Origin of the sequence: Rhodococcus sp. Ni2 (assembly GCF_021352185.1) — a bacterium.
In the GTDB taxonomy this organism is placed as follows: Bacteria; Actinomycetota; Actinomycetes; order Mycobacteriales; family Mycobacteriaceae; genus Rhodococcus_F; species Rhodococcus_F qingshengii.
The window spans coordinates 1,038,174-1,059,620 of sequence record NZ_WOXZ01000001.1; the positions used below are offsets into that span (position 1 = coordinate 1,038,174).

A 21,447-nucleotide genomic window follows, 5' to 3' on the forward strand; every position below is an offset into this window, starting at 1 on the left:
TTCACTCAGTTGTCGAAATTGTGGGCTATCCAGTCGATCGTCTGCATTCCGAACAGATCAGTTCCCCAACCGTATGGATCCGTGAATGCGCGGTCCATACTGCAGTCGGTGGGCTGGTAGCTCACGTCGGTCCCTCCACTCCTGTACGTGTCCGCCAGTTCTCGCGCATCAGCTGCCGGTACAAGTGACATCGGGGAGTCGTCCTTTGCACACGACGTTATCAATACCTTCGACGCCGGAGCAACGTGGCCCAGTACGTTGTCGTCGTACGCGCGCTGGAAACTGAATTCTGTGATCGGATCGATCCCCGGCTCGAAAAGGCTCGCCAGCGGCACGAACGGAAGCGTGAAGTACGCCGGCATCTGGCACTCATCCCGGTACACGTCGGCAATCGCTCGGCCCACGGGATTGAGCTTGTCGTTCAACTTCATCTCGGGGTACCAGGGTTCGAGGCCAAGGAGCGTCGCAAATCCGAAGCCGGCACCGACCGAGGAATCTGTTGTCTCCATGAATGTTCGGGGCTTGATCACCATTCCCTCGAGGACTGTCGAGACGATGTCGAGTTCCGGTGCGTAGGACTGCGCAGATTCGGCGGCGAATGCAGTACCGACTCCACCACCAGCGATTCCGAACAACGCAATCTCCGCCTCAGGATTCAGCCCGGAATCCTGCACCTGAAATGCTGCACGCACAGCATCCAACTGCGCGTGCCCCGCGAACTTACCCGCGAAGACCCCGTGGGGATCACGGTCTCCGTTGTTCCCGACGTCGGAAATTACTACGGCATAACCTTTTCCGAACATCAGCGCCAGCGGACCCAAGGCCGACCAGGAGGCGCCGTCCAGCGGATCGCCGCCGGTCCAGTGTGAACTCGGATGACAGTAGCCGCCGACGCTGTCGTTGGCCTCCTGGTAGCTGATGACTTTCTTCTCCGATGCCGGTGTTCCGTCGATCGGGATCATCATGATCCCGGTGCTCACCACCGGCGTCGAACCGTCGATTCCGGTTGTGACGTACATGATCTTGTAGGCGTCGAGCTGTCCCGGTTTGTATCCCGTGAACAGTACATCCACCTTCTTCGACTTCAGGAGGTCACCGGGACGCTCGACGCCGGTCAACACCGGCTCGTCGTAAAACGGATCATCGGCGGTGAGCGCAGTGAAGATCTCCTCTTCCGATGCGAACTCCCCCGACCTGAGCGCACCGACCGTGAACCCGTTGAAAATCTCTCCCAGAGTGGGAGTATCGGTCCGAAACTCCTGGGATACCGGAGCTTGCGCATCGTCTGGAACACCACTGCCTGGGGCCTCGGCTTCAGCAGTCGCAGGCAGAACCAGCGCAACGGTCAGCGCTACCAGCGGGGCAAACCTTCGAAATCTGGCACCCGACATCACTGAACCGTCACTTTCAAACTGGAGAGGGCCGATTCGAGCGTTTGTGGGAGGGTCACCATCGGGCGGTGACTCTCCAATTGAATTTCGTAGGGAACACTTAATGTGGCTACGAGCCGTGGCCAATCTTCTTCGACCATCGCTCGGTACTTCGGCAAGAGCTGTGAGGTGATGTAGTCCCACCGTTCCTCGTACACCGACCAGTTCCAATCCGGTAGGGGCAGTGTCACTGTCGCGGTGCGTCCGTCCGCCAGTGTTGTCGCGAACTCGAGAGACCGAAACGAGCGAGGCGGTACGACGCCGGCGACCGAAGGTGAACCGGCGACAGTCGATGCGTAAGTGATCGCCTCTCCCACATCACCTTTGTAGGCGCGCACGGTATCCCACTGGTCGCGGATGATCATCCCTTGCTCGCGTTGGAGCAGTGCTACGTTCCCACGTGCAATCCGATTCGAATCGCCGGAGGCTACATCACGCCAGGCGTCCATGACATCCTGACCGAACAATCCGGCACTCTGCATTTCCTCCAGCGCGGGAAGTCCTTCATCCACGTATGCCTGATGCATCGGCATCAGATCCGAGAAGATGTTCTTCTGCATCACCAGGATCATCCCCAGCACATAATCCAAGTCGTCCGCCGTGACGTTCCTGCCCACCGCGGCGAGCGCGCGCAGCCCTGCCGGCAATTGGTTCAGCGCTTGCATGCCAACCTGATCCGTGACCTGAGAAACTATCGAATTGGCAACATATTGCAGATTCGGAAACGAGTACATGTCCGCCATCAGTTCGAAGTCGATCAGTCCCCCGCCGAAGTCCGCACCAACCTGTCCGCCCATGCCCGCCCACTGCAATTCCGGGTGTCCGAGTTGCAGATCCTCGTAGTAGCGGTACGACTTCACCAGGTTCGTGCGATTAGCCGACACTCCGGCGCGCGGATTCCACGATGAGAGATCGATTCCGGCGGCTTCCGTGGCAGCGACCAATCGATACTGAAACAGCAAGGCCGCATAGGATTCCGGACTGCGACCACTGGCGCGGGCTTCTTCCACAAGGGCTTGCAAGGTGCCGAGATCAGTCGGCAACGCGGGATGGACACCGCCCGGACCGTGTTCGGCATTCCGATTCACCAAAGGCAAATTCAGGTACTCGTCCAGCTCGGACGCCGACGCTGAAATCTGTACCGAGAGCAACGCGGACATCGCCAGCGCACATGCCGTCGCGGCTGCCAATACGTCGCGCGCCCAATGACGTCGCCGAACACCTGCCCCCAGGTTCATCCGCATGTCTATCCCTGTACTCAGGTCGGCATCGCCCCGATCGACGTCGACACCATAAACTTACTTTGCAGTAAGATAACTCGAGCCCCGAATAAGTGCCAATCCACTGCGAACACTTCAGGCATCTCTACACGTCGTTGCCGTCTGCAGTTGGATTATCCAGTTCACGGGCGGCCGAAACCTCTCCAGCGGGCGACCAGCCGGTTACCTGATTGGCCACACCGTCGGAACATGCGGACCTACGACTGTTCCCCCGGGTCCGGAGACTCGGGGGAACAGTCGAGAGGTCGAGTGATGAGCCGTTACCCGAAGTCGGGCATGTTCTGCCCGCTGTCCTTGTAGAACTTCCACGTGCCGTCCTGCGGCGACTCCATGATGCGGTAGACCTCGGTTGCCCCGACAATCCACAACTGGCCGTTGTACCAATGCAGAGTGGAACCCGATTCGACACGGCCACTTGCGAGTTCGTTGCCTTCGGCGTCGACCACTGCAACCTTGTTACCACCCGCAGTCCAGCCGCCGGTGAGGCCGCCACTCTCGACTGTGTCCGTCAGAACCGGCTTCGGATCAGCCGAGGGAGTGGTCTCCGGCGACGTGGTTTCCGGGGTGGTCGGTGCCGGAGTTGTCGTGCTCGGTGCCGTCGTGGTCGTGGCCTCCGTTGTGCTGGTCGGCTCGGTAGACGTTGTCGGATTGGCGGTCTCGCTCGTGGACGGAGCTTGGGTGGTGGTCGTCTCCAACGCATCAGGCTCGTTCGGCACCATCGCTTCGGCCTGCATCCTGCTGAGCGGATTCCCCCCATTCGGCGCCGGGGTGCTCGGATTCCAGGTGGAGACGTTCTCCCACTGCGCATTCGCCTTGTTTGTGCCAGTGCTACCTTCACATTCTGTGCGGCTACTCACAAGATCCTTGTGCGACATGCCCTTATTGGAAACCGTGTAACCCGAAGATGTCGCCGGACCATTGACCGTATACACCCGGGCATAGAGCCCATCACCTCGTGGACTGACAGCTGTGATGCCGCTGATTTTTCGATCATTTGCGGCCTTCGGGAAGGGTCCTTGTCGGACTACACCGCTACCGCGATCCACCAGCTCGACCACATAGCCTGTCGCACCTGGAACTTCGGCCCAGGTGATTTCCGCCCGGTTGGCCGCCAAGTCGTACCAACGATCGGGGTTTGTAGTGCAGGTCACCGACGAGGTCAAAGGCGTCGGATAGAAGTTGCCCGTCGCCACCTGTGCACCAGTCGAATTGACCACGTCAGTTGGATTGGCCAACGTCCCGCTGGCCTGAGCCAGGCCGAAAGCCACTGCAGCAGCGCCGCCGATGGCGATCAACGACCGCAGCGACTTCATGCGGGTGCTAGCCCGACGCATTTCAATCATTATGAGCCTCCTGAAGCTTCCCGCAGGTTTCGTCAGCATCGACGCGGGCGTCATTTGTAGTGGCGGCGCGGGCATTCTCCAGACGCCGGTCTTTAGTTCGTCCAAATGCGATGACCAGCACCGCGCCTACCAATCCGCCGCCGAGGAAGGTTGCGAGCGGGCTGGAAAGCCAAGCAACGACATAGCCGAGCCCACCGACGCTGATGAACACTCGGTCGGCCTCGGTGATGGTGTAGGGCAGTCGATCAGCCACATTGTTGGCATCGCCCTTGAGCGTGGCGAGCACGGTGTCCGCTCCTGCCGATTCGAGTTCGACTACACGGTGGGTGATGCGCACGCCTTGGTCGTTGTCGACGCTGATCACGTCGCCGACAGCCAGTTCAGTTGCAGGCACGGTCTTCGCCAGCGCCAGCGCACCGGTGGAAATTGCAGGTTCCATCGAACCCGAGCGAAACACCAGCGGTTTGATCCCGAATATCAGGGACGCGAGAGTGGCGATTATGCAGATGAGTCCGGCGACCGCAGCCACATTCAAGGCAATTTCCTTGCCACGACTGCGTCCCACGCTCACCTCCTCATCGGTGCTGTCCATCGCGATGATCACTGCCCCGTTGCGGTGAAGTTGAAGCCCAGATCGGCGATCTTGAACTGCTCCGTCTGACCCGCGGTCGAATCGACGGTCACCTTGATGCACACCTGCTCCGAAACACCGGCAGCGAGTGATCGGCCAGAGACGAGTGTCGGGTTCCCGGAGAACGCTTGCTGCGTCCCGATGATCGGTCCTGAACAGGTACTGCCGTCGTTGGCGCCGGTCTGATGTAGCGAAACCTTGAGCTTCCCGATCAGCGCGGACGAGCCAGTGGCCGTTGCCGATACCGCCCACTGGAAGTTGGCCGTTCCGGTGTTCTGAACCGTCAATGCCCCGGCCTCACTCTGGCCTGGCAGCATGCTGTTGCGCTTGAGTTCGGTGAATTGGTGTGCGGGCCGCTGGTTGTCGACTTTCAGCTGGACCGACGAAGTGCTGAACATGCCGGTGGTCGCAGTAGCGCTGTCGGACCACGCCGCCATCGTGCCGACCGCTCCGAGGCCCAGGACCATGCCCAGTGAGAGCACGGCCCGGGTCCGTATCCAACCGGTCTCGCCCAGACGGCTTCGCATCCGCGCCCCGAGACGCGCGTCGCCGCCCGATTTCTGTTCTGTAGACATTCTGCTGTCCTATTTCGATTCGGAGGTTGGTGCCGATGGATCGGCGGGCAATACCGGCGCGCCGAGTTCAGGGCCGGAAAGAGTCGGGTCTGTGCCACTTTCGTCGTCACCGGCCTTGCCCCGCTTGTCGCGGATGCCACTGACGACCATCCACACGGCATATACAGCCAGGCCCGCAGCTACGCCTGTGGTGAGAATCGAACGCGATTGCCCTTTGATCACCGAGTTCACCCGGCCCAGATACGGCGCCGAGTAGATGACCCGACCACGGATCTGCTCGGGCACCAGCGACCACGAGTCGGCGACGGGGTTGTTGTCGCCGCGAGTGTGGATGCGACGCTCCCCTTCCCCCGTGTAATAGATGCCTTCGATGCGGTGGGTGACCACCGCTGGATCGCCGGAGACGGGCTGGAACGTGATCACGTCCCCGGTGGTCAGATCCTCGTTGGGGGTCGGCTTGACCACGATGAGCGTGCCAGGGGGCATGGTCGGTTCCATCGAACCGGTGAGAACCGTGTACGCGGTGGAGCCGGTGAGTCGAGGGATAACGACCATCACCGCGAGAATGCCGACCATCAGCAGCAGCAGTACCCACGAGACGATGGTGCGAGTCCACCACCATAGGGTGGTCTTGTCGTCTCCGCCTTGTTCGGGATCATGTTGCCGCTCAGATGTTTCCACGTGTGCGCTGTGCCGGGGTCGATACTCGGCACGTTCGCCTGCACGCCGGCTTCTCGCGGTGACGGTCATGACTGGCTCACTGAGCTTGCGTCGAAAGTGAACGTCGCGTTGGACTGCTGGCTCGCTGCCGCGCCCTGGCCCAACGTGGCCCGCAGGCACAACACCTGCATCTGCCCGGCCGGAACCAGCTGTTCGGAAAAGGCCGCGCCGTCCATGGCACCGTTGTAGAGCTCAGTGCCCACGTCGCCAGTGGCGGTGCAGGCCGCCTCGTTGGCTACCTTGGCCACGCGCAGGCTCAGCGGCGGTGGGGTCGCGCCGTTGAGTACAACATCGGAAAGCACGTAGTTCATCTGCACGTTGCCGGAGTTGATCACCGGCAGAGGCATCTGAATGCTGTCGCCCGGGCCCTTGTTGTCCAACTTGAACCCATCGAGGTTGAACTGCTTGACCCCTTCACCGCCGGCAGAGATATCGAGCATGCCTGCCTGGATAGTGCCGCCGGTCGATTCTGCGGTATCGCGCCACAGCGCGCCGGTCTGCTGCACCGAGACGAACCCGATGAGCAGAACCGACGACGCTGCGATCGCCCATTTGTATTGGGTCTTCACGTGACCTTCTTCTGGTTACGGATTAACTACGGGGTGAGCGTCTGCTCGAGGGTGACCGAGGCTCCCGACAGCGTGGCTGCCTGGCCAGCGCCGTCCGTGTTGGTGGTGTCCGGCTTGAACGTGATCGTCGTGGTGATATCGCGCGTGCCAGTGCCCGCGGAGACGCTCGCGTTCTGACCACCGGCAGTCGCGACCTCCAGCTTGCTCGCGAGAGCCCCGGAGATTCCGCCGACGGTAGGTGTCAGCGTCGCCTTCAGGTTTGTGCCGACGAGGGTGTAGTTGTACGTGGCGGTGTAGGTGAGTACGTCACCGGGGACAATTTTGTCGCTGGCCGGGTTGAACGTGTTCGCGCCGAGCTTCCATACGCCGGAGCCGGCCGCTTCGCTGATCGTCATCGAGCCGGCATTGACGGTCTGGCTTCCGCCAGCGCCGGTCGACGCGTTCCACGCAGCCATGGTTCCGGCACCACCTGCGAGCAGAACAGCAGCCGCACCTGCGGCGATCGCACCCTTTGTGGTCTTGTTCATCTGGTATTCCTCCTGTGCAGTTCGCGGCGGGACATCCGACGCGCTTGGTTGAGCCCGGGCCGTGCGGATGTGCACTCCGGTGAAACAGCCCCAGGAAGGGGCATGGGAAATGAAGCCGCCGAATTGAATTCGGTGACCGAGAAGGTTGGCGATGCGCGGAGATGGTCGAGATCGCCCCGTGCATCGCGAGGTCTAAGTGGCCGGTTGGGCCGGAGTGGTTATCCGCCGAGGCTGCCGAACAGGTCGAGACTTCCGAGCGAACCGGTGCTACTTCCGAGCGAACCGCTGCTGCTGCCACCTGGATCGGTGGTTTTCGCCGTGACCTTCACCGTCACCGCGGTAGAGGCCGGGCTGGTCCCACCCTCATTTGTCGCAGTGGCGGTGATCGGATGACTGCCGGGCGTGGTGATCGTCAGGTTGCAGCTGAAGTTCCCACTCGTATCCGCGGTGGCGGTGCAGGTGGCGCCGCCTCCGGTCACGGTGACGGTACTGTTCGGCTCTGCCTTGCCGGAGACCTTGACGGGTGTACCCGCCTCTACTTCGGCGGCGCCCAGAGACAAGTCGGTCGGAGCACTCGGGGCGACCACGGCAGGCTCGCCCTCCACCAGGACCAGACCCCAGCCGGGGTTGATCTCGTATCCCTGCAAAACTTCGCCGGCAGGGATGCCGATCATGAAACCAGCCATCACGTTGGCGTTCTGTGCGAGAGGCGTTTTCACCAGCTCGATCCGCGTCGACGAATTCGCATTCGGCCCGATCACGAACTGCTGGCCGACCTGGCCGTCGAGCTTGCCCCGCACTGTCGCAGTGCCGCCGCCCGAGACGGACCAGCTCTCACTGAAAAGAGTGAGCGTGGCAGGAAGGTCGCAGACATTACGAACGTTGAAGGCCAACTGCGTGCCCTCGTCACCGGGGATCGGGATGTAGTCGGTTCCACTGGGATCGAAGGCCGCCGGCTTCACCCAGGGTCCACCGTTCTGGGACATCTCCAGGCACTGGTCAGTGATGTCGTCGCCCGGGGCGGCCGCGGCGCTACCAGGTGCAAGCAGCGCACCCGAGGTCGCGAGGAGCAGTGCAGCCGGCAGAGCCGCCAACACAGCAGTGGCGCGCCGGGGGAGACGGGATTCTCGTCCGTCCCCGACCGGGAAAAATCGAGGCATGTGAAGACTCATTTCGTCTGTCCCGTTGCCGGGCATTGGGTGAAGAGATGGCGGAACGAGGTACATCCGCCATCGGTGCCAAACATGTTGCAGAAAGCTTGCGAGCCGAACCGTGACGCTGTGCATGCCCTCGCTCATACATAGCAACCGCTCCGCTTCGGATCAATTTTTATCACACGTATCAGCTTTTGTGGCGGTTTTACTGGTCAAACGTTCAGAAGGAATTTCGACATCCCCCAAGGGCTAATTCTGCACCCTGACCAGTACCGTTAGAAATAGTTAGCTATGCATCGCAACTATTTACCAAAAAGTGTTCTGCGATCGAACGGGCGATTCATTCCGATCCAAACAAGAACAAGTTCTAGATACTCTTGGTATGTCCGGGAATCCACGAACGAACTCGCCGAGAACAGCGACCCTCGAGCAAACAGAAGGATCGAGCCGTTTCGAGACCCCCGCATTTCGTCCACTAGCGCCACGGACACGGGCGCCATCGATCGCTGCGCCCCGCCGGATCGGCCGGCCAGGACAAACTCTCGCGCGCTCCGAAACCAGCACTCCACCAATAACTTTGTCCGACCATCGAATCGCGACTGCCCGTGCTGCATCCAAAGCTGTGGGCCGGGAAGCAAATTCGCTCCCCGGCCCACGTGCATCTACAGTTGCGAAGCCGGTAAGGAGTTGACTACCGGCACCCAATCCCAAGGTAAAACGACGAGCATCTACGCCCCGAAGACGGTCTCACCTCCGACAACCGTGCGCAGGACCGACAGTTCATTCAAGTCTGTCGATTCGCTGCGCAGCGGATCTCCGTCGAGCACAACAAAATCCGCCAAAAGTCCCACCGCTATCCGACCTTTGTCCGATGACTCACCGGTGAGACGAGCGGCTGCGCTTGTGTAGCCGGCCAGCGCCTCGGACGCGGAAACCCGTTGCTCCGCACCCAGAACGTGACCTTCTCGCGTCACACGATGTACGGCGGTGTTCATCGTGAAGAGCGGGTTCACTGGAGTGACAGGGCAGTCGCAATGCAGCGCGTAGGCAAGCCCCGCCGCCACGACCGACGCCACGGGGCTGATCCGCTCGCCGCGACCCGGTCCGAGAAAACGATCGCGGTGCCGGTCACCCCAGTAGTAGACGTGGTTCACGAAGATCGACGCCACCACCCCGAGTTCGACCATCCGCGCGATCTGATCTTCCCGCAACGTCTGAACGTGCTCGAGTCGATGCGAAACTTCGATGTCCGGGTGCGCCGTCCGTGCCGCTGCAATTGCGTCCAATGCAAAATCGATGGCCTGATCACCGTTGGTATGAATCGCAACGTGTCGGCCGACAGCGTGATGTTCCTCGACGAGTGCCCCGAGCGCACCTGCCGGGATTGCCATTCCGCCGCAGTGGCATCCGCCCAGATCGTGGTACGGCGCGGTCAGCGCAGCGGTGTGCAACTGAATCGACCCGTCCGAAATGAGTTTGACGCCGCCCACACGAACTCGCTCGGTCGGATCGGCGAGTTCACCCAACTGATCGTGAACCCCGTGGCCGAGATAGAGGCGCGCACGCAGCCTCAAGTCACCATCGGCGTCGAGTTGCCGGTACGCCTCGTACATCTCGGCCGTGACGTACATGTCGTGGAAACTCGTCACGCCCACCGACGCCATGACTTCCTGCGCCCGCAGCATCGCGATCTTGGACGCATCCGGGTTCATATCCGGAACAAGTCCGTGCACCAGAGACATTGCCGGAACCTCGCACAGTTCACCGGTGGGTACACCGTCGCTGTCTCGAACGATGACACCACCCTCCGGATCGACCGTGGTGGCATCGATCCCGGCCTTCTCCAGTGCGACCGAGTTGACATAGATTCCGTGAGCAGACAAGTGCCGCACCAGGATCGGATGCTCGGTGGAGGCTTTGTCCAGATCAGCTACGGTCAGGCCTCGATCTTCCGCCACGAGGCTGTCGTCGAAGCCCCACGCTTCGATGGGCTCGCCAACTGGTGTGATCGCGGCCCGCGCGGCCAACGCCGTGATCAACTTCTCGATGGTCGGGCACGTATTCGTCGTTGCGTCGACCCCACTGAGCATCAAACCCCACATCATCGGATGAAGGTGCGTCTCGATGAACCCCGGCACAACCACCGCTCCGGCGAGATCGACAACGGAGGTTTCGGAATCGGTCAGCGCCGAGATCTCGGCGTCAGTTCCGAGGGCGACAAATCTGCCGTCCTTGACTGCCACAGCGGTGGCGTTATCGCCGACCGCACCGTCCATGGCCCTGATGTCGCCGTTGATGTAGATGTGGTCAGCCGCCGTGGTCATACGCTTGTCTCCATTCGTTTTCCGACAACAGTCGTCGAGGATTTCTTCGCGGGTATCCGCGTCGCCACAACCACTCCGGCCAAAATCATTCCGGCACCCGCAAGTTGGACGAGAGTTGGGGTCTGTGCAAGCAGCACTGCGCCGAACAACAGTGCTGACGCCGATTGCAACACGAGGCTGGCGGCGACTGCACTGGCAGGCAGACGCTGACTGGCGCTGGCTACCAGCAGCCACCCGATCACCTGAGATACCAACGCGAGCAGCACAAGCCAGCCTTGAGCTACGAGTGAAGGGGTCAGATCCAAAGTTCCACTCACGAGGCCGTATGCACCTGCCGTGAGGGCAGTGGCTCCCGTCGAGACGAACATCGGCAACGCCGTTCTGCCCGCCGCCCGAGTAGCCAGACCCATCAGGAAGATGTAGACCGCGTACGCGCCTGCGGCGATCACGGCAAACGACACTCCGACAGCAGGATTCGACCCGGTGAGCGTTGTGCTCGCCCCGGCTACCAGAGCAACTCCGACAAAGAGCAACGGAAGGCTGGCGACCAGTTCCCGGCCGATCCGTTGGCGCAGAACAACGTAGCCGAGGATTGCGACGAACAGCACCTGCAAATTCAGGATCACAGTCGAAAGACCTGCCCCGATCGAATGAATCGACTCGTGCCAGAGCACCAGATCGATTCCGAGGAACGCGCCGGCAAGTAGAGACTTCACGATCCAGGGCGCCGAGACCGAAGGCCGGGGTGACCGACGACGCTGAACGAGCACGAGCATGCCGAGAGGGATGAGCGCATAGAGACACCGAAAGAATGCACCCGTCGACGGAGACACTCCTGAGAGTTCATAGAGCACCGAGGTCAACCCGAGGATGCATGCACCGGTGACGACTACGCGCAGGTCACGACGGCGTAGTTGATCGCCGGACAGCTCGCGTGGCGATACTTCATCACTCATGGTGATAATGTATCACCGACGCGAGGCCTGTCATACAGGGAAGATGCGTGCATGAGAACTCCGGTTACCCGTGAACGCGTGATCGCTGCCGCAGCCGATCTGGTCGACAGCAAAGGCGCCGACGCTCTGGTACTGAGTCAACTCGCCGAGACCCTCGACGTCCGGCAGTCAGCGCTGTACAAACACGTCGACGGGGTCGACGACGTCCACCATCAACTCAGCCTCCTCGCACGCAGCCTTCTCGCCGAACAACTGCGTGCCGCCGCGGTCGGTCTCTCGCGCGACGACGCCGTCATGGCGCTCGCGGACGCATGGCGTGCGTTCGTCCGAGTACACCCCGGGCTCTACGCCATCACCGACCGCTACCCCACTGCTCCGCATCCCGATCTGGTCTCCGCCGTCGGCGAGGTGGTCGACGTCATCAACAAGGTGATCGCGGGATACGGTCTGAGCCCGGATGATTCGGAGCAGGCGGCGTGGTCTCTTCGCAGTGCGCTGCACGGCTTCTGCATCCTCGAATCGGTAGAGGGACAACCGGCCGGCACCGACCCGGATCGGGTGTATCGACGACTGGTCGAACTTCTCTGCGCCGGTATTGCTCGTATGTAGATACCGGCTCCTGTTATCGTCGGATGAAACAACACAGACCAAAAAGGATCAGACATGGTTGGTGAACTCGACATCTCCGGATAAAACCGGGCATGACGGCCACCGGCAGACGCCTCGGAGCGCTGCCGTCGTGGCCATGTTGTCGTTCACTTACCCGACTCTTCGCGGAGCAGCGTTGCCGCGCCCGCACAACACCTGAGGTCTATTCATGTCCGATACCTACATCGTTTTCTCGAATCTGTCTTTTGCCTGGCCGGACGACACTCCGGTCTTCGACGAATTGTCATTCACCGTGCCCGGCGGCCGAACCGGGCTGGTGGCCCAGAACGGCGTCGGGAAAAGCACTCTGCTCAGATTGATCGCCGGCCAGTTGCGGCCGCGCGCCGGCAGTGTGTCCGTCGACGGCGTTCTCGGATACCTTCCGCAGGACCTGCCACTGACGGGCGATCTGACCATTGCCGAGGTCTTGGGCATCGCCCCGACGCTCGCTGCGTTGGACGCAGTCGAATCCGGGGACACACGAGAAGAACACTTCACGACAATCGGGTCCGACTGGGATATCGAGGAACGAACGCGAGCCCAACTCGGTCGACTCGGTTTGGCCGACATGACGTTCGATCGTCGCCTCGACACTCTGAGCGGCGGGCAGGTCGTCTCGCTCGGACTGGCGGCGCAACTCCTGCGACGCCCCGATGTCCTTCTCCTCGACGAACCCACCAACAACCTCGACCTGGACGCGCGCCGCAGGCTTTACGACGTTCTCGACGACTGGAGTGGTTGTCTGTTGGTGGTCAGTCACGATCGAGGACTACTCGACCGCATGGACCGCATCGCCGAACTTCACAGCGGCGAGATCAGCTTCTACGGTGGCAATTTCACCGACTACGAAGCCGCGGCACGCTCGGCTCGCGAAGTGGCGGAGAAGAACATCCGCAACGCCGAGCAAGAGGTCAAGCGCGAGAAGCGCGAACTGCAGCAGGCCCGAGAACGTGCTTCGCGACGCGCAAGTAACGCTGCCCGCAATCTCGGGAACGCGGGCTTGCCCAAGATCTTTGCGGGGACCATGAAGCGCAATGCTCAGGAGTCGGCAGGCAAGGCCAACGAGACACACCTCGCCCGGGTCGACGCGGCGAAGGACCGACTCGACAAAGCGGGCCGCGCTCTTCGAGACGACCAGACGATTTCACTCGAATTGCCTGGCACACATGTACCCGCCGGCCGGACGGTGTTCCTCGGTGAGCGAATGCAATTCGCGTTCGGTGATCATGCGATCTTCGCCGACTCCGGAATCGACCTGGCCATTCGAGGACCGGAGCGTATCGCGTTGACCGGGCCGAACGGCGTCGGAAAGTCGACGTTGCTACGCATCGTCAACGGGGATGTGGCGCCGACTTCCGGTGAGATCACGCGAGCCGACGGTCGAGTGGCATACCTGTCGCAGAGGCTCGACCTACTCGACCCCGCACGCACCGTCGCAGAGAACTTTGCCTTGTCTGCTCCAGGCCTACCGGCACCGGAACGCATGAACATCCTGGCACGCTTCCTCTTTCGGGGTGCGGGTGCTCATCTTCCCGTCGCTGCACTCTCGGGCGGTGAACGACTGCGGGCTACATTGGCGTGCGTTCTCTTCGCCGATCCGGCCCCGCAGCTGCTTCTTCTCGACGAGCCGACCAACAACCTCGACTTGGTGAGCGTTGCTCAACTCGAAAGTGCCCTGAATGCATATCAGGGGGCGTTCGTGGTGGTCAGCCACGACGAGAGATTCCTGGCCGAGGTCAAAGTCGAACGCTGGCTCAGGCTCTCGGACGGCCGTTTGACCGAGGTCGCCGCACCGGGCGCAGTGAGCTGACACGAGAAGTGAACAGGCGAAAGGCCTTCACACACGATGTGTGTGAAGGCCTTCGTCTGCACTACTGGTCAAGGCGTCCTGGTGTACACCGGATCGTCGAAGGATCGACGTTGCGTCACCCAGTCCGTGGACAGGATGTTCTCGATCACGTCTTCACGGGATTCGTCGAACACGACAATCCGATCGGCGATTCGCCATTCACCGTGGCGCCTTTCGAACCTGTCGACGTAACGGCATTTGATCGTCGCAAGCGTCTGCACCGTATCCGTACCGGAACGCTCTTGCCGCAGAAAGCACAAACAGTACGACTCGCAATGAGCGACATCGCCGTTGACGTCGATCAGTATGTTGGAAATGCAGTGAATCGACGAGTCGATCGTCTTGTGTCTGAGCTTCATGTCTTCGATCAGCCCGTCGACGGTTCCGATGTAGCCACCGTGGTTGTCTATCGCGTCGTCGAAGTAGCAGAGGGCCACGCTGTCGAAATCCTTCCGATCGACGGCCCGAGCGTAGCGATACAGAACTTCGGTGATTTCTTGCTTGTCAGCGAGGGACACGGTCAGGCTCCTGTTCTACCCGATGATCAATCAACCTGCAGTTCAACACCCTTGGTCTCCTTGATGAAGAAGACCGTGACGAGGGTGATCACCGCACAGAAGACGAAGTATCCAGCCGGAGCGAGAGAGTTGCCGGTCAAGCTGATGAGATAGGTGGCGATGAAAGGCGCGGTGCCACCGAGGAACATGTTGGTGACGTTGTTACCCAATGCCAGACCGCTGTACCGCACAGATGCTTTCAGCATTTCGACATAGGTCACGTACGAAGCACCGTTGACAACGGAAACGCAGATGAAGAGCACTGACTGACCGACAACCGCCTGCCAGATGCCAGAACCGGCCATCATCATGAACATCGGGATTCCGAGAACCACTGCGGCGGCACTACCGGCGAACAGCACCGGCCGACGCCCGTACTTGTCTGCCATGTATCCCGAGATCGGCAACGTGATGACGCCGAGAACCAGTGCAAGAGAAGTGGAAAGGAAAGCAACGCGCGACGAATGACCGCCGGTGGTCTGCAGGTACGTCGCGGCATACACCGAGGCGATGTAGTAACCGCCGGTGATGAGTGCGCCCAGCAGGATGATCTTGACGACGCTGCCACCGGAGGTGCTGAGCAACTCACGGATGGGAAGCTTCTTGGTCTCACCCTTGTCCTGCAGTTCTTCGAACTGAGGAGTGTCTTCCATCTGGCTGCGGATCCAGATACCGATGCCACCGATCAGCAGGCTGAGCAGGAACGGGATACGCCAAGCCCATTCGAGGATCTGCTCTTGCGAGAATACCGACGTCAGGCCGAGGGCCATGAGCGAAGCTGCCAGCGAACCCAGGTAGGTGCCGGTATTGACCATCGAGGTCTGCGTCGCACGCCACCGTTTGGGAGCGGACTCGGAGACGAACGCGTTGGCGCCGCCGAGTTCACCGCCGGCCGCGAAGCCCTGCAGGCAACGAGCCAGAACCAGGATGGACGTCGCCCACACACCCAACGTGGCGTAAGTCGGCAGCAGGCCCATTCCGGCTGTCGCGAGAACCATCAGGAGGATGGTCCAGGACAGCGCGTTCTTGCGGCCGTACTTGTCGCCGATGTGGCCGAAGAAGATGCCGCCGGGCACGCGTAGGAAGAAGGCCACGGCGAATGCTGCAAAGGTACCGAGCAGTGCTGCGTTCGGGTCATGGGAAACGAAGAACAGCGCGGCGATCGTCGTGGCCATGTATCCGTAGATACCGAAGTCGTAGTACTCGACGACGGTACCGACGATGGCCGCGCGAATTACCTTCGTCGTCGACTGTCGTTCGGTTGCCACGCTGCTGCCCTCGGTGGATTCGGCTCTCGCCATGGTCTCATTCTCTGACATGTTGTTCCCTGCCTGGATTGGATACTGACTGGATTCGGTGCCGCGCAGACGTCGGACGTCAGGAGTGCGCGATGGAATGGACCGGTGCGCTCTCAGCGCTGGTCCTGGTGTAATTCGCCGCATTACGTCCCGCTACGCGGCCCATGGTCAAAGCGTTGGCAACCGCATTGCCGCCGCCCACGTATCTCAGTCCGAGGATTCCGGCGCCGGCCTCACCTGCGGCGTACAGACCCTCGATAGGTACTCCGGTGCTGCCGAGCACGGCCGCATCGGTGTTGATCTCCATTCCCGCATGCGTACAGACGAGCTCTGCCGGAAGGATCTTCGCGGCATAGAACGGAGCTGTCGCAATAGGATCCGGATTGCCGACGGCACCCTTGTTCCGCAACGTGCGATGGCGGAGGAAGTCGTCGTCGTGACCGCTGGGCAGTTGGTCGTTCCATCGACGCAGGGTTTGCGCCAACGTCGCAACCGGAACACCCGTAGCCACTGCGAGGTCTTCGATCGTGTCCGCACGAATCGTGCCACCGGCGGCAACTTCTTCCTCGATGCGTTCGGGATTCCAATCCGCATATCCTGGAGCCAGATTCACGCGAGCGTTCTCGTCGAAGATCATCCAACCGTATCCACCCTGATGGTCGATGATGCCGGTCGAGACCGCGTACGAGCTGTCCTCGTCCATGAAACGACGGCCGTCCTGGTTGACGTAGATCCGCGACTTCGGCGGAAAGCCGGCCTGCCAGTGGTGGAATCGCTGGAAGTAGACGGTGGGCAGCATCAGACCCCAGCCGTCGCCCGCCAGGGAAGCACCGAGGTCTTCGGCAAAACGAAGATGGTCTCCGCGGCTCCCCTCGGCTGCGACGACGAACAAGGCCTCTCCGGCCTTGTTCGCGTCCGGGAAGTGGCGTTCCACCAAACCCGGATCTTGCGCGAATCCACCGGAGGCAACAACGACGGCGCCCGCAGGCACCTCGATGTCGTCGGCGACAACGCCGACAACCCGACCGTCTTCCTCGATCAGCTTCTGCACCCGTGTTCCGAAGATGACCTCGATCCCGTGCTTACGACGAGCCTTGTCCAGCACCTGAATCAGTCCGTATCCCTGGTCCTTGGGCACGTGGCCGCGCCAGACGTCCTCGACGCCGGCTTGGGCGAGTCCCGGCTGGTGAGCGTTACCCGAGATCGTCGCGGGAATCTCGACGCCGAGTCCGATGAGCCATTCCAGTGTCGGACCGGCGTTTTCGCAGAACGCACGAATCAATCCGGGTGAGAGCATCCACTGGTTGAGGTCCATGTAGTGCTGGAAGAACTTCTCTGCCGAGTCGTCGACGCCGAGGCCGGCCTGCACGCTCGTTCCGGCGGCCGTGAAGATGCCGGCCGACAGCGCGGTGGATCCACCGAGTTCGGTTTCGGATTCGAACAGCAGAACGGATGCGCCTTCTTCAGCTGCCGACACCGCAGCGGCGAGACCTGCTCCGCCGCCACCGATGACAACGACGTCCCAGTGCTCGGTCATGAAAGTTCTCCAGTCTCCGCGATGATGCGGTGGTAAAGACCGTTCGACACCAACCCGCCGTCGACAGTGAGTTCCGTACCGGTGGTGTAGGTCGAACTGTTCGAGAGCAGGAACAGCACTGCTTCGGTGATCTCGTCGAGAGTTCCCATGCGTCCGAAGGGAACCGACTTCAGTGACGCGGCGACGAAGTCGTTCGCGCCGCCGAGCAGCGCCGTACCGACCAGTCCCGGGTGCACCGAGTTGACGCGAATCCCCCACTGCGCGAAGTTACCTGCGGCCGACTTCGACAGACCGGTCAGACCCCACTTGCTCGACGAGTAAGCCGGAGAGAAGTATCCGATCTGACCGGCGATGGACGAGATGTTGACGATCGATCCGCCACCACTCTCGCGCATCAGCGGCGCCACCGCCTTCATACCGTAGAACGGGCCGAAGAGGTTGATCTTCATGGTCAGCTCCCAGATGTCGTTCGGGGTGTCCATGAATTCGAGCCGACGCGAGATGCCGGCGTTGTTGACCAGTCCGCCGAGTTCCCCACGGGTGGTGCGAATTTCGTCGACAACCCGGTCCCAGGCATCGACATCGGTGACGTCGAGAATATGAGCGGACGCCGATCCGCCTGCGGCGACGATGTCGTCGACCACGCCGGATGAATCCGAAACATCGGCAATGCAGACATGCGAACCGCGCGCGGCGAGAGTGCGCGCGTGATGCGCCCCCATCCCGGCAGCACCGCCGGTAACGAGAACGACGCCGGGATATGTCATGGACTCAGACATGCCGCGAACCACCGTCCACCGCAATGCTGTGCCCGGTGACGTAACGCGCGCTGTCCGAGAGCAGGAACAGCAGCGGGCCGAAGACCTCTTCGGGCGAGCCCAGACGATGCAGTGGTACCGCGTCGAGCGCGTTCGCGAGCGCGATCGGATCTTCCTGAACCCACTTCGTCATCGCCGTGTCGATGTAGCCGGGTGCAATGGAGTTGACCCGAATACCCTTGTCGCCGAACTCCACTGCGAGAGACTCCGTGAGGTGCGCAACGGCAGCTTTCGACGTGCAGTATGCGCCTCTCCCCTTCCGCACACGCAGCGCAGACACCGAAGACATGTTGACGATGGCGCCGCCGGGACCGAGGTGACGTGCCGCCGCCTGCGCACCGTAGAGCACTCCTTCGACATTGACACTCAGCGTTGCGCCGATCTGCTCCGGGGTGATCTCCTCGGCCAGCGCAAACGGGAAGATACCCGCATTGTTGATCCAGAAATCGACCCGGCCGAACTCCTTCAACGCCAACTGTGCAAGCAATTCATGCTCGTCGGGCTTGGTGACGTCGACCCGAGCTCCGACGACGCGACCCGGCTTGTCCGCCAGTGCATTCGATTCGAGGTCCGTGTTGATTCGTGCGGCCGTGGCGAGCATCTGCTCTTCGTTGATGTCGGCGCCGACGACATGTACGCCGCGCGTTGCCAGTCCTTCGGCGAACGTCGCACCCATACCCTGAGCCGCGCCGGTCACCACTGCGACCTTGCCTGCCAACTCCGGGTACACCGCCGACATCTGCGTCACAACGGTACGGCCCGGGTTCGTCTGGTCAGAGCTTTCGGTCATGATGTACTTCTCCTACTGAATATTGTTGTGCAAGAAACATTTCGGTACTTCAAGCTTGTTCGGACGCTCGGGGCGCGTCGTCGCGGGAAACGGTGCGGCGGGCGATCTTCCACTCCTCACCGACCCGAACCACGTGATCTGTGACAGTTGTCATCCGCACCAGTCGCGAGTCTCCGCCGCGAGCGGTGGCAACGATCTGCAGGTACCCGTGCACTGTGAGAGCACTCTCGTCCACCGCCTCGACGACGAGATTGGTCAGAACGTGGCGATGCACCTCGTCGGCAGCTTCCGCCGCAGCGAAGAAGCGAGCAGCAAAAGCCGCAAGGTCGTCGAAACCGACCACAGGTTCCGGATAACTGGGGGAATGAAACTCACCGCCATCGGTGAATGTCTGCGCCCAATCCTGCTGGCGCCCAGAGTCTATGCAATGACTCTGGTGGCCGTACAGCTGGTGGATTGCGGCAACATCCTCCGTTGCCACGACGCTGCAGTTGCTCATGAAGGTTCTCTCCGAACACGCTGTGCTGCATCCACCCGAAGGTTGTGCAGCTCCGTAAAGTGTGCGATAATCGCACACACTGTGCGATATGTTCAAAGCGTAGGTGGCATACCTCACAAACGTCAAGAAAGGGATTTGATGTCAGAGCTGAGCGAGGAACACCGACCGCGCAAAAGCGCAGTTCAAGTGGACTCGAGCATGTCGAAAACGCTGCACCACGGACTCGAGATCCTGGAACTCCTGACGTCCTATCCGCACGGCTTGTCGGTCACCGACATCGCCGACGGAGTGGGAGTCCACCGAACCGTCGCACATCGGTTGATCCGCACGCTCGAGGCTCATCACCTGTGCCGCAAGGACTCCTTCAAGCGCGTCACTCTCGGCGCCGGCCTGGTCACCCTCGCCGAACCGGTGGAACAGGATTTGCGCACTCTCGCTCGCCCGATACTTCAAGAACTTGCCGAGGCCACCGAGGCGACAGCGCACCTGGTGGTCCGCGAGAGCGATACCGAAGTGCGCGCGCTGATGGTGGTCGAACCACGCAGCGCCAAGGTTCACGTCGCGTTTCATCCAGGGCAGGTCGATCCGATCGACCGCGGCTCCGCCGGGCTTTCCATCCTTGCCTCACTCCCGCCGACGAGCGGGGAACGAGAGGAAGTGACGGCGGCACGCGCACGCGGCTACGCAGTGACCGTCGGCGAGGTCATCCCGTCCGTCCTGGGAATCTCGGCGGTGATCCCCGGCCGACGCCGCGACGCCATCTCCAGCCTCGGAATTTCCGTCTTCGACTCCGAGGACCAAGCAGCGCTGGGCGCCGAGGTCATGGCAGCGGCAAAGACCCTCGGCAGCATGTTGCGCTGATCCGAACACCAGTCGAGCCCCGGGAATACCCGGGGCTCGACTTTGTTGACTCCGAATGAGATAGTTGAACAATCAACTACCTGCCATCAGCTTCACGGATACAAGGAGTACGACATGCCTGCTGTGACAGTCGAGAACATCTTGGCCCTGCCCCGTCTCGACGAGCCGGCAGAGTCAGCAGTCGACCGCCCCGTCAAGAGCATCACCACCGCACCGGTCGGATACGAAGGTGAAGGCTTTCCCGTTCACCGCGCCTTCGCCGGCATCGACCTCTCCGCCCTCGATCCCTTCATCCACATGGACCAGATGGGCGAGGTCAACTACGCACCCGGAGAACCCAAGGGCACACCGTGGCACCCGCACCGCGGCTTCGAAACCGTGACCTACATGATCGACGGCATCATGGAGCACCAGGACTCCAACGGTGGCGGTGGCATTATCGGCGGCGGCGACACCCAGTGGATGACCGCGGGTGGCGGCATCCTCCACATCGAAACTCCGCCGGAGCACCTCGTCCTCAGCGGCGGCCTTTTCCACGGCGTCCAACTGTGGGTCAACCTGCCTCGCGACAACAAGATGGCATCTCCGCGGTACCAGGACATCACCGGTAACAAGGTGGCCCTGCTTTCCTCGCCGGACGGCGGAGCCTTGGTACGCGTCATCGCCGGAGACATCGCCGGCCACGCCGGACCCGGATCGACGTACACACCCATCGCGCTCTCCCACACGACTGTGGCCCCGGGTGCGAGCCTGACGCTTCCGTGGAACCCCGAGTTCAACGCGATCGTCTACGTCCTCGCCGGCGAAGGCACGGTCGGGGCCGAGCGTCGGCCCATTCGTGTCGGACAGACAGCTGTCTTCGGACGCGGTGACTCCATCACCGTCGCCGCTTCCGATCGCCAGGATTCACGGACCGAATCTCTCGAGGTATTCATCCTCGGCGGCAAACCGATTCGTGAGCCCATCGCGATGGCCGGGCCGTTCGTCATGAACACCAAGTCCGAGGTCATGCAGGCCTTCGAGGACTTCCAGGCCGGACGCCTTGGATCCATCCCGGCGGCACACGAGACGCTGAGCTGAC

The 21,447-nt window shown here is 61.5% G+C and carries 21 protein-coding genes; 4 read left to right on the forward strand and 17 right to left on the reverse strand.

The window, feature by feature from the left end; all coding sequences use genetic code 11:
• Window positions 1-5: 5 nt before the first annotated feature.
• The 11 genes from GN300_RS04940 to GN300_RS04990 form a co-directional block, all read right to left on the reverse strand.
• Window positions 6-1,391, reverse strand: coding sequence for a lipase family protein (locus tag GN300_RS04940; RefSeq protein ID WP_207624343.1), 1,386 nt, complete (start codon window positions 1,389-1,391; stop codon window positions 6-8).
• Window positions 1,391-2,674, reverse strand: a complete 1,284-nt coding sequence (locus GN300_RS04945) for a hypothetical protein (RefSeq protein WP_063315816.1) — start codon at window positions 2,672-2,674, stop codon at window positions 1,391-1,393. Before GN300_RS04945 ends, GN300_RS04940 begins: the two co-directional genes overlap by 1 nt.
• 296 nt (window positions 2,675-2,970) lie before the next feature.
• A complete protein-coding gene (locus tag GN300_RS04950; protein ID WP_233405571.1) occupies window positions 2,971-4,044 on the reverse strand; it encodes a hypothetical protein in 1,074 nt (357 codons plus the stop codon).
• Window position 4,045: 1 nt separating this feature from the next.
• Window positions 4,046-4,645, reverse strand: coding sequence for a signal peptidase I (locus GN300_RS04955; protein ID WP_063316043.1), 600 nt, complete (start codon window positions 4,643-4,645; stop codon window positions 4,046-4,048).
• Between the two features lie 8 nt (window positions 4,646-4,653).
• Entirely contained in the window at window positions 4,654-5,259 is a 606-nt protein-coding gene (locus GN300_RS04960) for a SipW-dependent-type signal peptide-containing protein (RefSeq protein ID WP_021332053.1), read from the reverse strand.
• 9 nt (window positions 5,260-5,268) lie between these two features.
• Window positions 5,269-5,940 carry a signal peptidase I gene (locus tag GN300_RS04965; protein WP_233405572.1) on the reverse strand — a complete coding sequence of 224 codons (672 nt, stop codon included), beginning with the start codon at window positions 5,938-5,940 and terminating at the stop codon, window positions 5,269-5,271.
• A 65-nt stretch (window positions 5,941-6,005) separates the two neighbouring features.
• The gene (locus GN300_RS04970) at window positions 6,006-6,548 is read right to left on the reverse strand and encodes a hypothetical protein (protein WP_019745195.1); all 543 of its coding nucleotides are present in this window, start codon (window positions 6,546-6,548) and stop codon (window positions 6,006-6,008) included.
• Between the two features lie 26 nt (window positions 6,549-6,574).
• Window positions 6,575-7,075 (reverse strand): alternate-type signal peptide domain-containing protein, encoded by a 501-nt coding sequence (locus GN300_RS04975; protein WP_003939763.1) that lies wholly within the window; start codon window positions 7,073-7,075, stop codon window positions 6,575-6,577.
• Between the two features lie 218 nt (window positions 7,076-7,293).
• Window positions 7,294-8,235, reverse strand: coding sequence for an Ig-like domain-containing protein (locus GN300_RS04980; protein WP_233405573.1), 942 nt, complete (start codon window positions 8,233-8,235; stop codon window positions 7,294-7,296).
• Window positions 8,236-8,957: 722 nt separating this feature from the next.
• Window positions 8,958-10,553: an amidohydrolase gene (locus GN300_RS04985; protein ID WP_063315812.1), complete on the reverse strand. Its 1,596-nt coding sequence runs from the start codon at window positions 10,551-10,553 to the stop codon at window positions 8,958-8,960.
• Entirely contained in the window at window positions 10,550-11,509 is a 960-nt protein-coding gene (locus tag GN300_RS04990; protein ID WP_021332049.1) for a DMT family transporter, read from the reverse strand. The genes GN300_RS04985 and GN300_RS04990 overlap by 4 nt, the downstream gene beginning before the upstream one ends.
• A gap of 51 nt (window positions 11,510-11,560) precedes the next feature.
• Here GN300_RS04990 and GN300_RS04995 point away from each other — a divergent pair, with 51 nt between their 5' ends.
• Both GN300_RS04995 and GN300_RS05000 read left to right on the forward strand, forming a co-directional pair.
• The gene (locus tag GN300_RS04995) at window positions 11,561-12,118 is read left to right on the forward strand and encodes a TetR/AcrR family transcriptional regulator (RefSeq protein ID WP_021332048.1); all 558 of its coding nucleotides are present in this window, start codon (window positions 11,561-11,563) and stop codon (window positions 12,116-12,118) included.
• Between the two features lie 208 nt (window positions 12,119-12,326).
• A complete protein-coding gene (locus GN300_RS05000; RefSeq protein WP_063315811.1) occupies window positions 12,327-13,967 on the forward strand; it encodes an ABC-F family ATP-binding cassette domain-containing protein in 1,641 nt (546 codons plus the stop codon).
• 68 nt (window positions 13,968-14,035) lie between these two features.
• Here the strand turns inward: GN300_RS05000 and GN300_RS05005 are convergent, their stop codons facing one another.
• The 6 genes from GN300_RS05005 to GN300_RS05030 form a co-directional block, all read right to left on the reverse strand.
• Complete coding sequence (locus GN300_RS05005; protein WP_007731425.1) at window positions 14,036-14,524, reverse strand: nuclear transport factor 2 family protein; 489 nt, start codon at window positions 14,522-14,524, stop codon at window positions 14,036-14,038.
• Window positions 14,525-14,550: 26 nt separating this feature from the next.
• On the reverse strand, window positions 14,551-15,864 hold the full coding sequence (locus GN300_RS05010; RefSeq protein WP_007731424.1) for an MFS transporter: 1,314 nt from the start codon (window positions 15,862-15,864) through the stop codon (window positions 14,551-14,553).
• A gap of 76 nt (window positions 15,865-15,940) precedes the next feature.
• Window positions 15,941-17,398 (reverse strand): FAD-dependent oxidoreductase, encoded by a 1,458-nt coding sequence (locus GN300_RS05015; RefSeq protein ID WP_050654819.1) that lies wholly within the window; start codon window positions 17,396-17,398, stop codon window positions 15,941-15,943.
• Window positions 17,395-18,177 (reverse strand): SDR family NAD(P)-dependent oxidoreductase, encoded by a 783-nt coding sequence (locus GN300_RS05020; protein WP_063315810.1) that lies wholly within the window; start codon window positions 18,175-18,177, stop codon window positions 17,395-17,397. Before GN300_RS05020 ends, GN300_RS05015 begins: the two co-directional genes overlap by 4 nt.
• Entirely contained in the window at window positions 18,170-19,006 is an 837-nt protein-coding gene (locus GN300_RS05025) for an SDR family NAD(P)-dependent oxidoreductase (RefSeq protein WP_007731420.1), read from the reverse strand. Before GN300_RS05025 ends, GN300_RS05020 begins: the two co-directional genes overlap by 8 nt.
• Window positions 19,007-19,055: 49 nt before the next feature.
• Window positions 19,056-19,505: a nuclear transport factor 2 family protein gene (locus GN300_RS05030; protein WP_042452740.1), complete on the reverse strand. Its 450-nt coding sequence runs from the start codon at window positions 19,503-19,505 to the stop codon at window positions 19,056-19,058.
• A gap of 138 nt (window positions 19,506-19,643) precedes the next feature.
• Between GN300_RS05030 and GN300_RS05035 the strand changes: the two genes are divergently transcribed.
• The gene (locus GN300_RS05035; protein WP_003939719.1) at window positions 19,644-20,366 is read left to right on the forward strand and encodes an IclR family transcriptional regulator; all 723 of its coding nucleotides are present in this window, start codon (window positions 19,644-19,646) and stop codon (window positions 20,364-20,366) included.
• A 114-nt stretch (window positions 20,367-20,480) separates the two neighbouring features.
• Window positions 20,481-21,446 (forward strand): pirin family protein, encoded by a 966-nt coding sequence (locus tag GN300_RS05040; RefSeq protein WP_007731415.1) that lies wholly within the window; start codon window positions 20,481-20,483, stop codon window positions 21,444-21,446.
• Window position 21,447 lies beyond the last annotated feature (1 nt).

Coding starts and splice junctions, on each gene's coding strand:
- GN300_RS04940 (WP_207624343.1), bottom strand. CDS start 1,391: ATGTCGGGTGCCAGATTTCGAAGGTTTGCCCCGCTGGTAGCGCTGACC.
- GN300_RS04945 (WP_063315816.1), bottom strand. CDS start 2,674: ATGCGGATGAACCTGGGGGCAGGTGTTCGGCGACGTCATTGGGCGCGC.
- GN300_RS04950 (WP_233405571.1), bottom strand. CDS start 4,044: ATGCGTCGGGCTAGCACCCGCATGAAGTCGCTGCGGTCGTTGATCGCC.
- GN300_RS04955 (WP_063316043.1), bottom strand. CDS start 4,645: ATGGACAGCACCGATGAGGAGGTGAGCGTGGGACGCAGTCGTGGCAAG.
- GN300_RS04960 (WP_021332053.1), bottom strand. CDS start 5,259: ATGTCTACAGAACAGAAATCGGGCGGCGACGCGCGTCTCGGGGCGCGG.
- GN300_RS04975 (WP_003939763.1), bottom strand. CDS start 7,075: ATGAACAAGACCACAAAGGGTGCGATCGCCGCAGGTGCGGCTGCTGTT.
- GN300_RS04980 (WP_233405573.1), bottom strand. CDS start 8,235: ATGCCTCGATTTTTCCCGGTCGGGGACGGACGAGAATCCCGTCTCCCC.
- GN300_RS04985 (WP_063315812.1), bottom strand. CDS start 10,553: ATGACCACGGCGGCTGACCACATCTACATCAACGGCGACATCAGGGCC.
- GN300_RS04990 (WP_021332049.1), bottom strand. CDS start 11,509: ATGAGTGATGAAGTATCGCCACGCGAGCTGTCCGGCGATCAACTACGC.
- GN300_RS04995 (WP_021332048.1), top strand. CDS start 11,561: ATGAGAACTCCGGTTACCCGTGAACGCGTGATCGCTGCCGCAGCCGAT.
- GN300_RS05000 (WP_063315811.1), top strand. CDS start 12,327: ATGTCCGATACCTACATCGTTTTCTCGAATCTGTCTTTTGCCTGGCCG.
- GN300_RS05010 (WP_007731424.1), bottom strand. CDS start 15,864: ATGGCGAGAGCCGAATCCACCGAGGGCAGCAGCGTGGCAACCGAACGA.
- GN300_RS05015 (WP_050654819.1), bottom strand. CDS start 17,398: ATGACCGAGCACTGGGACGTCGTTGTCATCGGTGGCGGCGGAGCAGGT.
- GN300_RS05020 (WP_063315810.1), bottom strand. CDS start 18,177: ATGTCTGAGTCCATGACATATCCCGGCGTCGTTCTCGTTACCGGCGGT.
- GN300_RS05025 (WP_007731420.1), bottom strand. CDS start 19,006: ATGACCGAAAGCTCTGACCAGACGAACCCGGGCCGTACCGTTGTGACG.
- GN300_RS05030 (WP_042452740.1), bottom strand. CDS start 19,505: ATGAGCAACTGCAGCGTCGTGGCAACGGAGGATGTTGCCGCAATCCAC.
- GN300_RS05035 (WP_003939719.1), top strand. CDS start 19,644: ATGTCAGAGCTGAGCGAGGAACACCGACCGCGCAAAAGCGCAGTTCAA.
- GN300_RS05040 (WP_007731415.1), top strand. CDS start 20,481: ATGCCTGCTGTGACAGTCGAGAACATCTTGGCCCTGCCCCGTCTCGAC.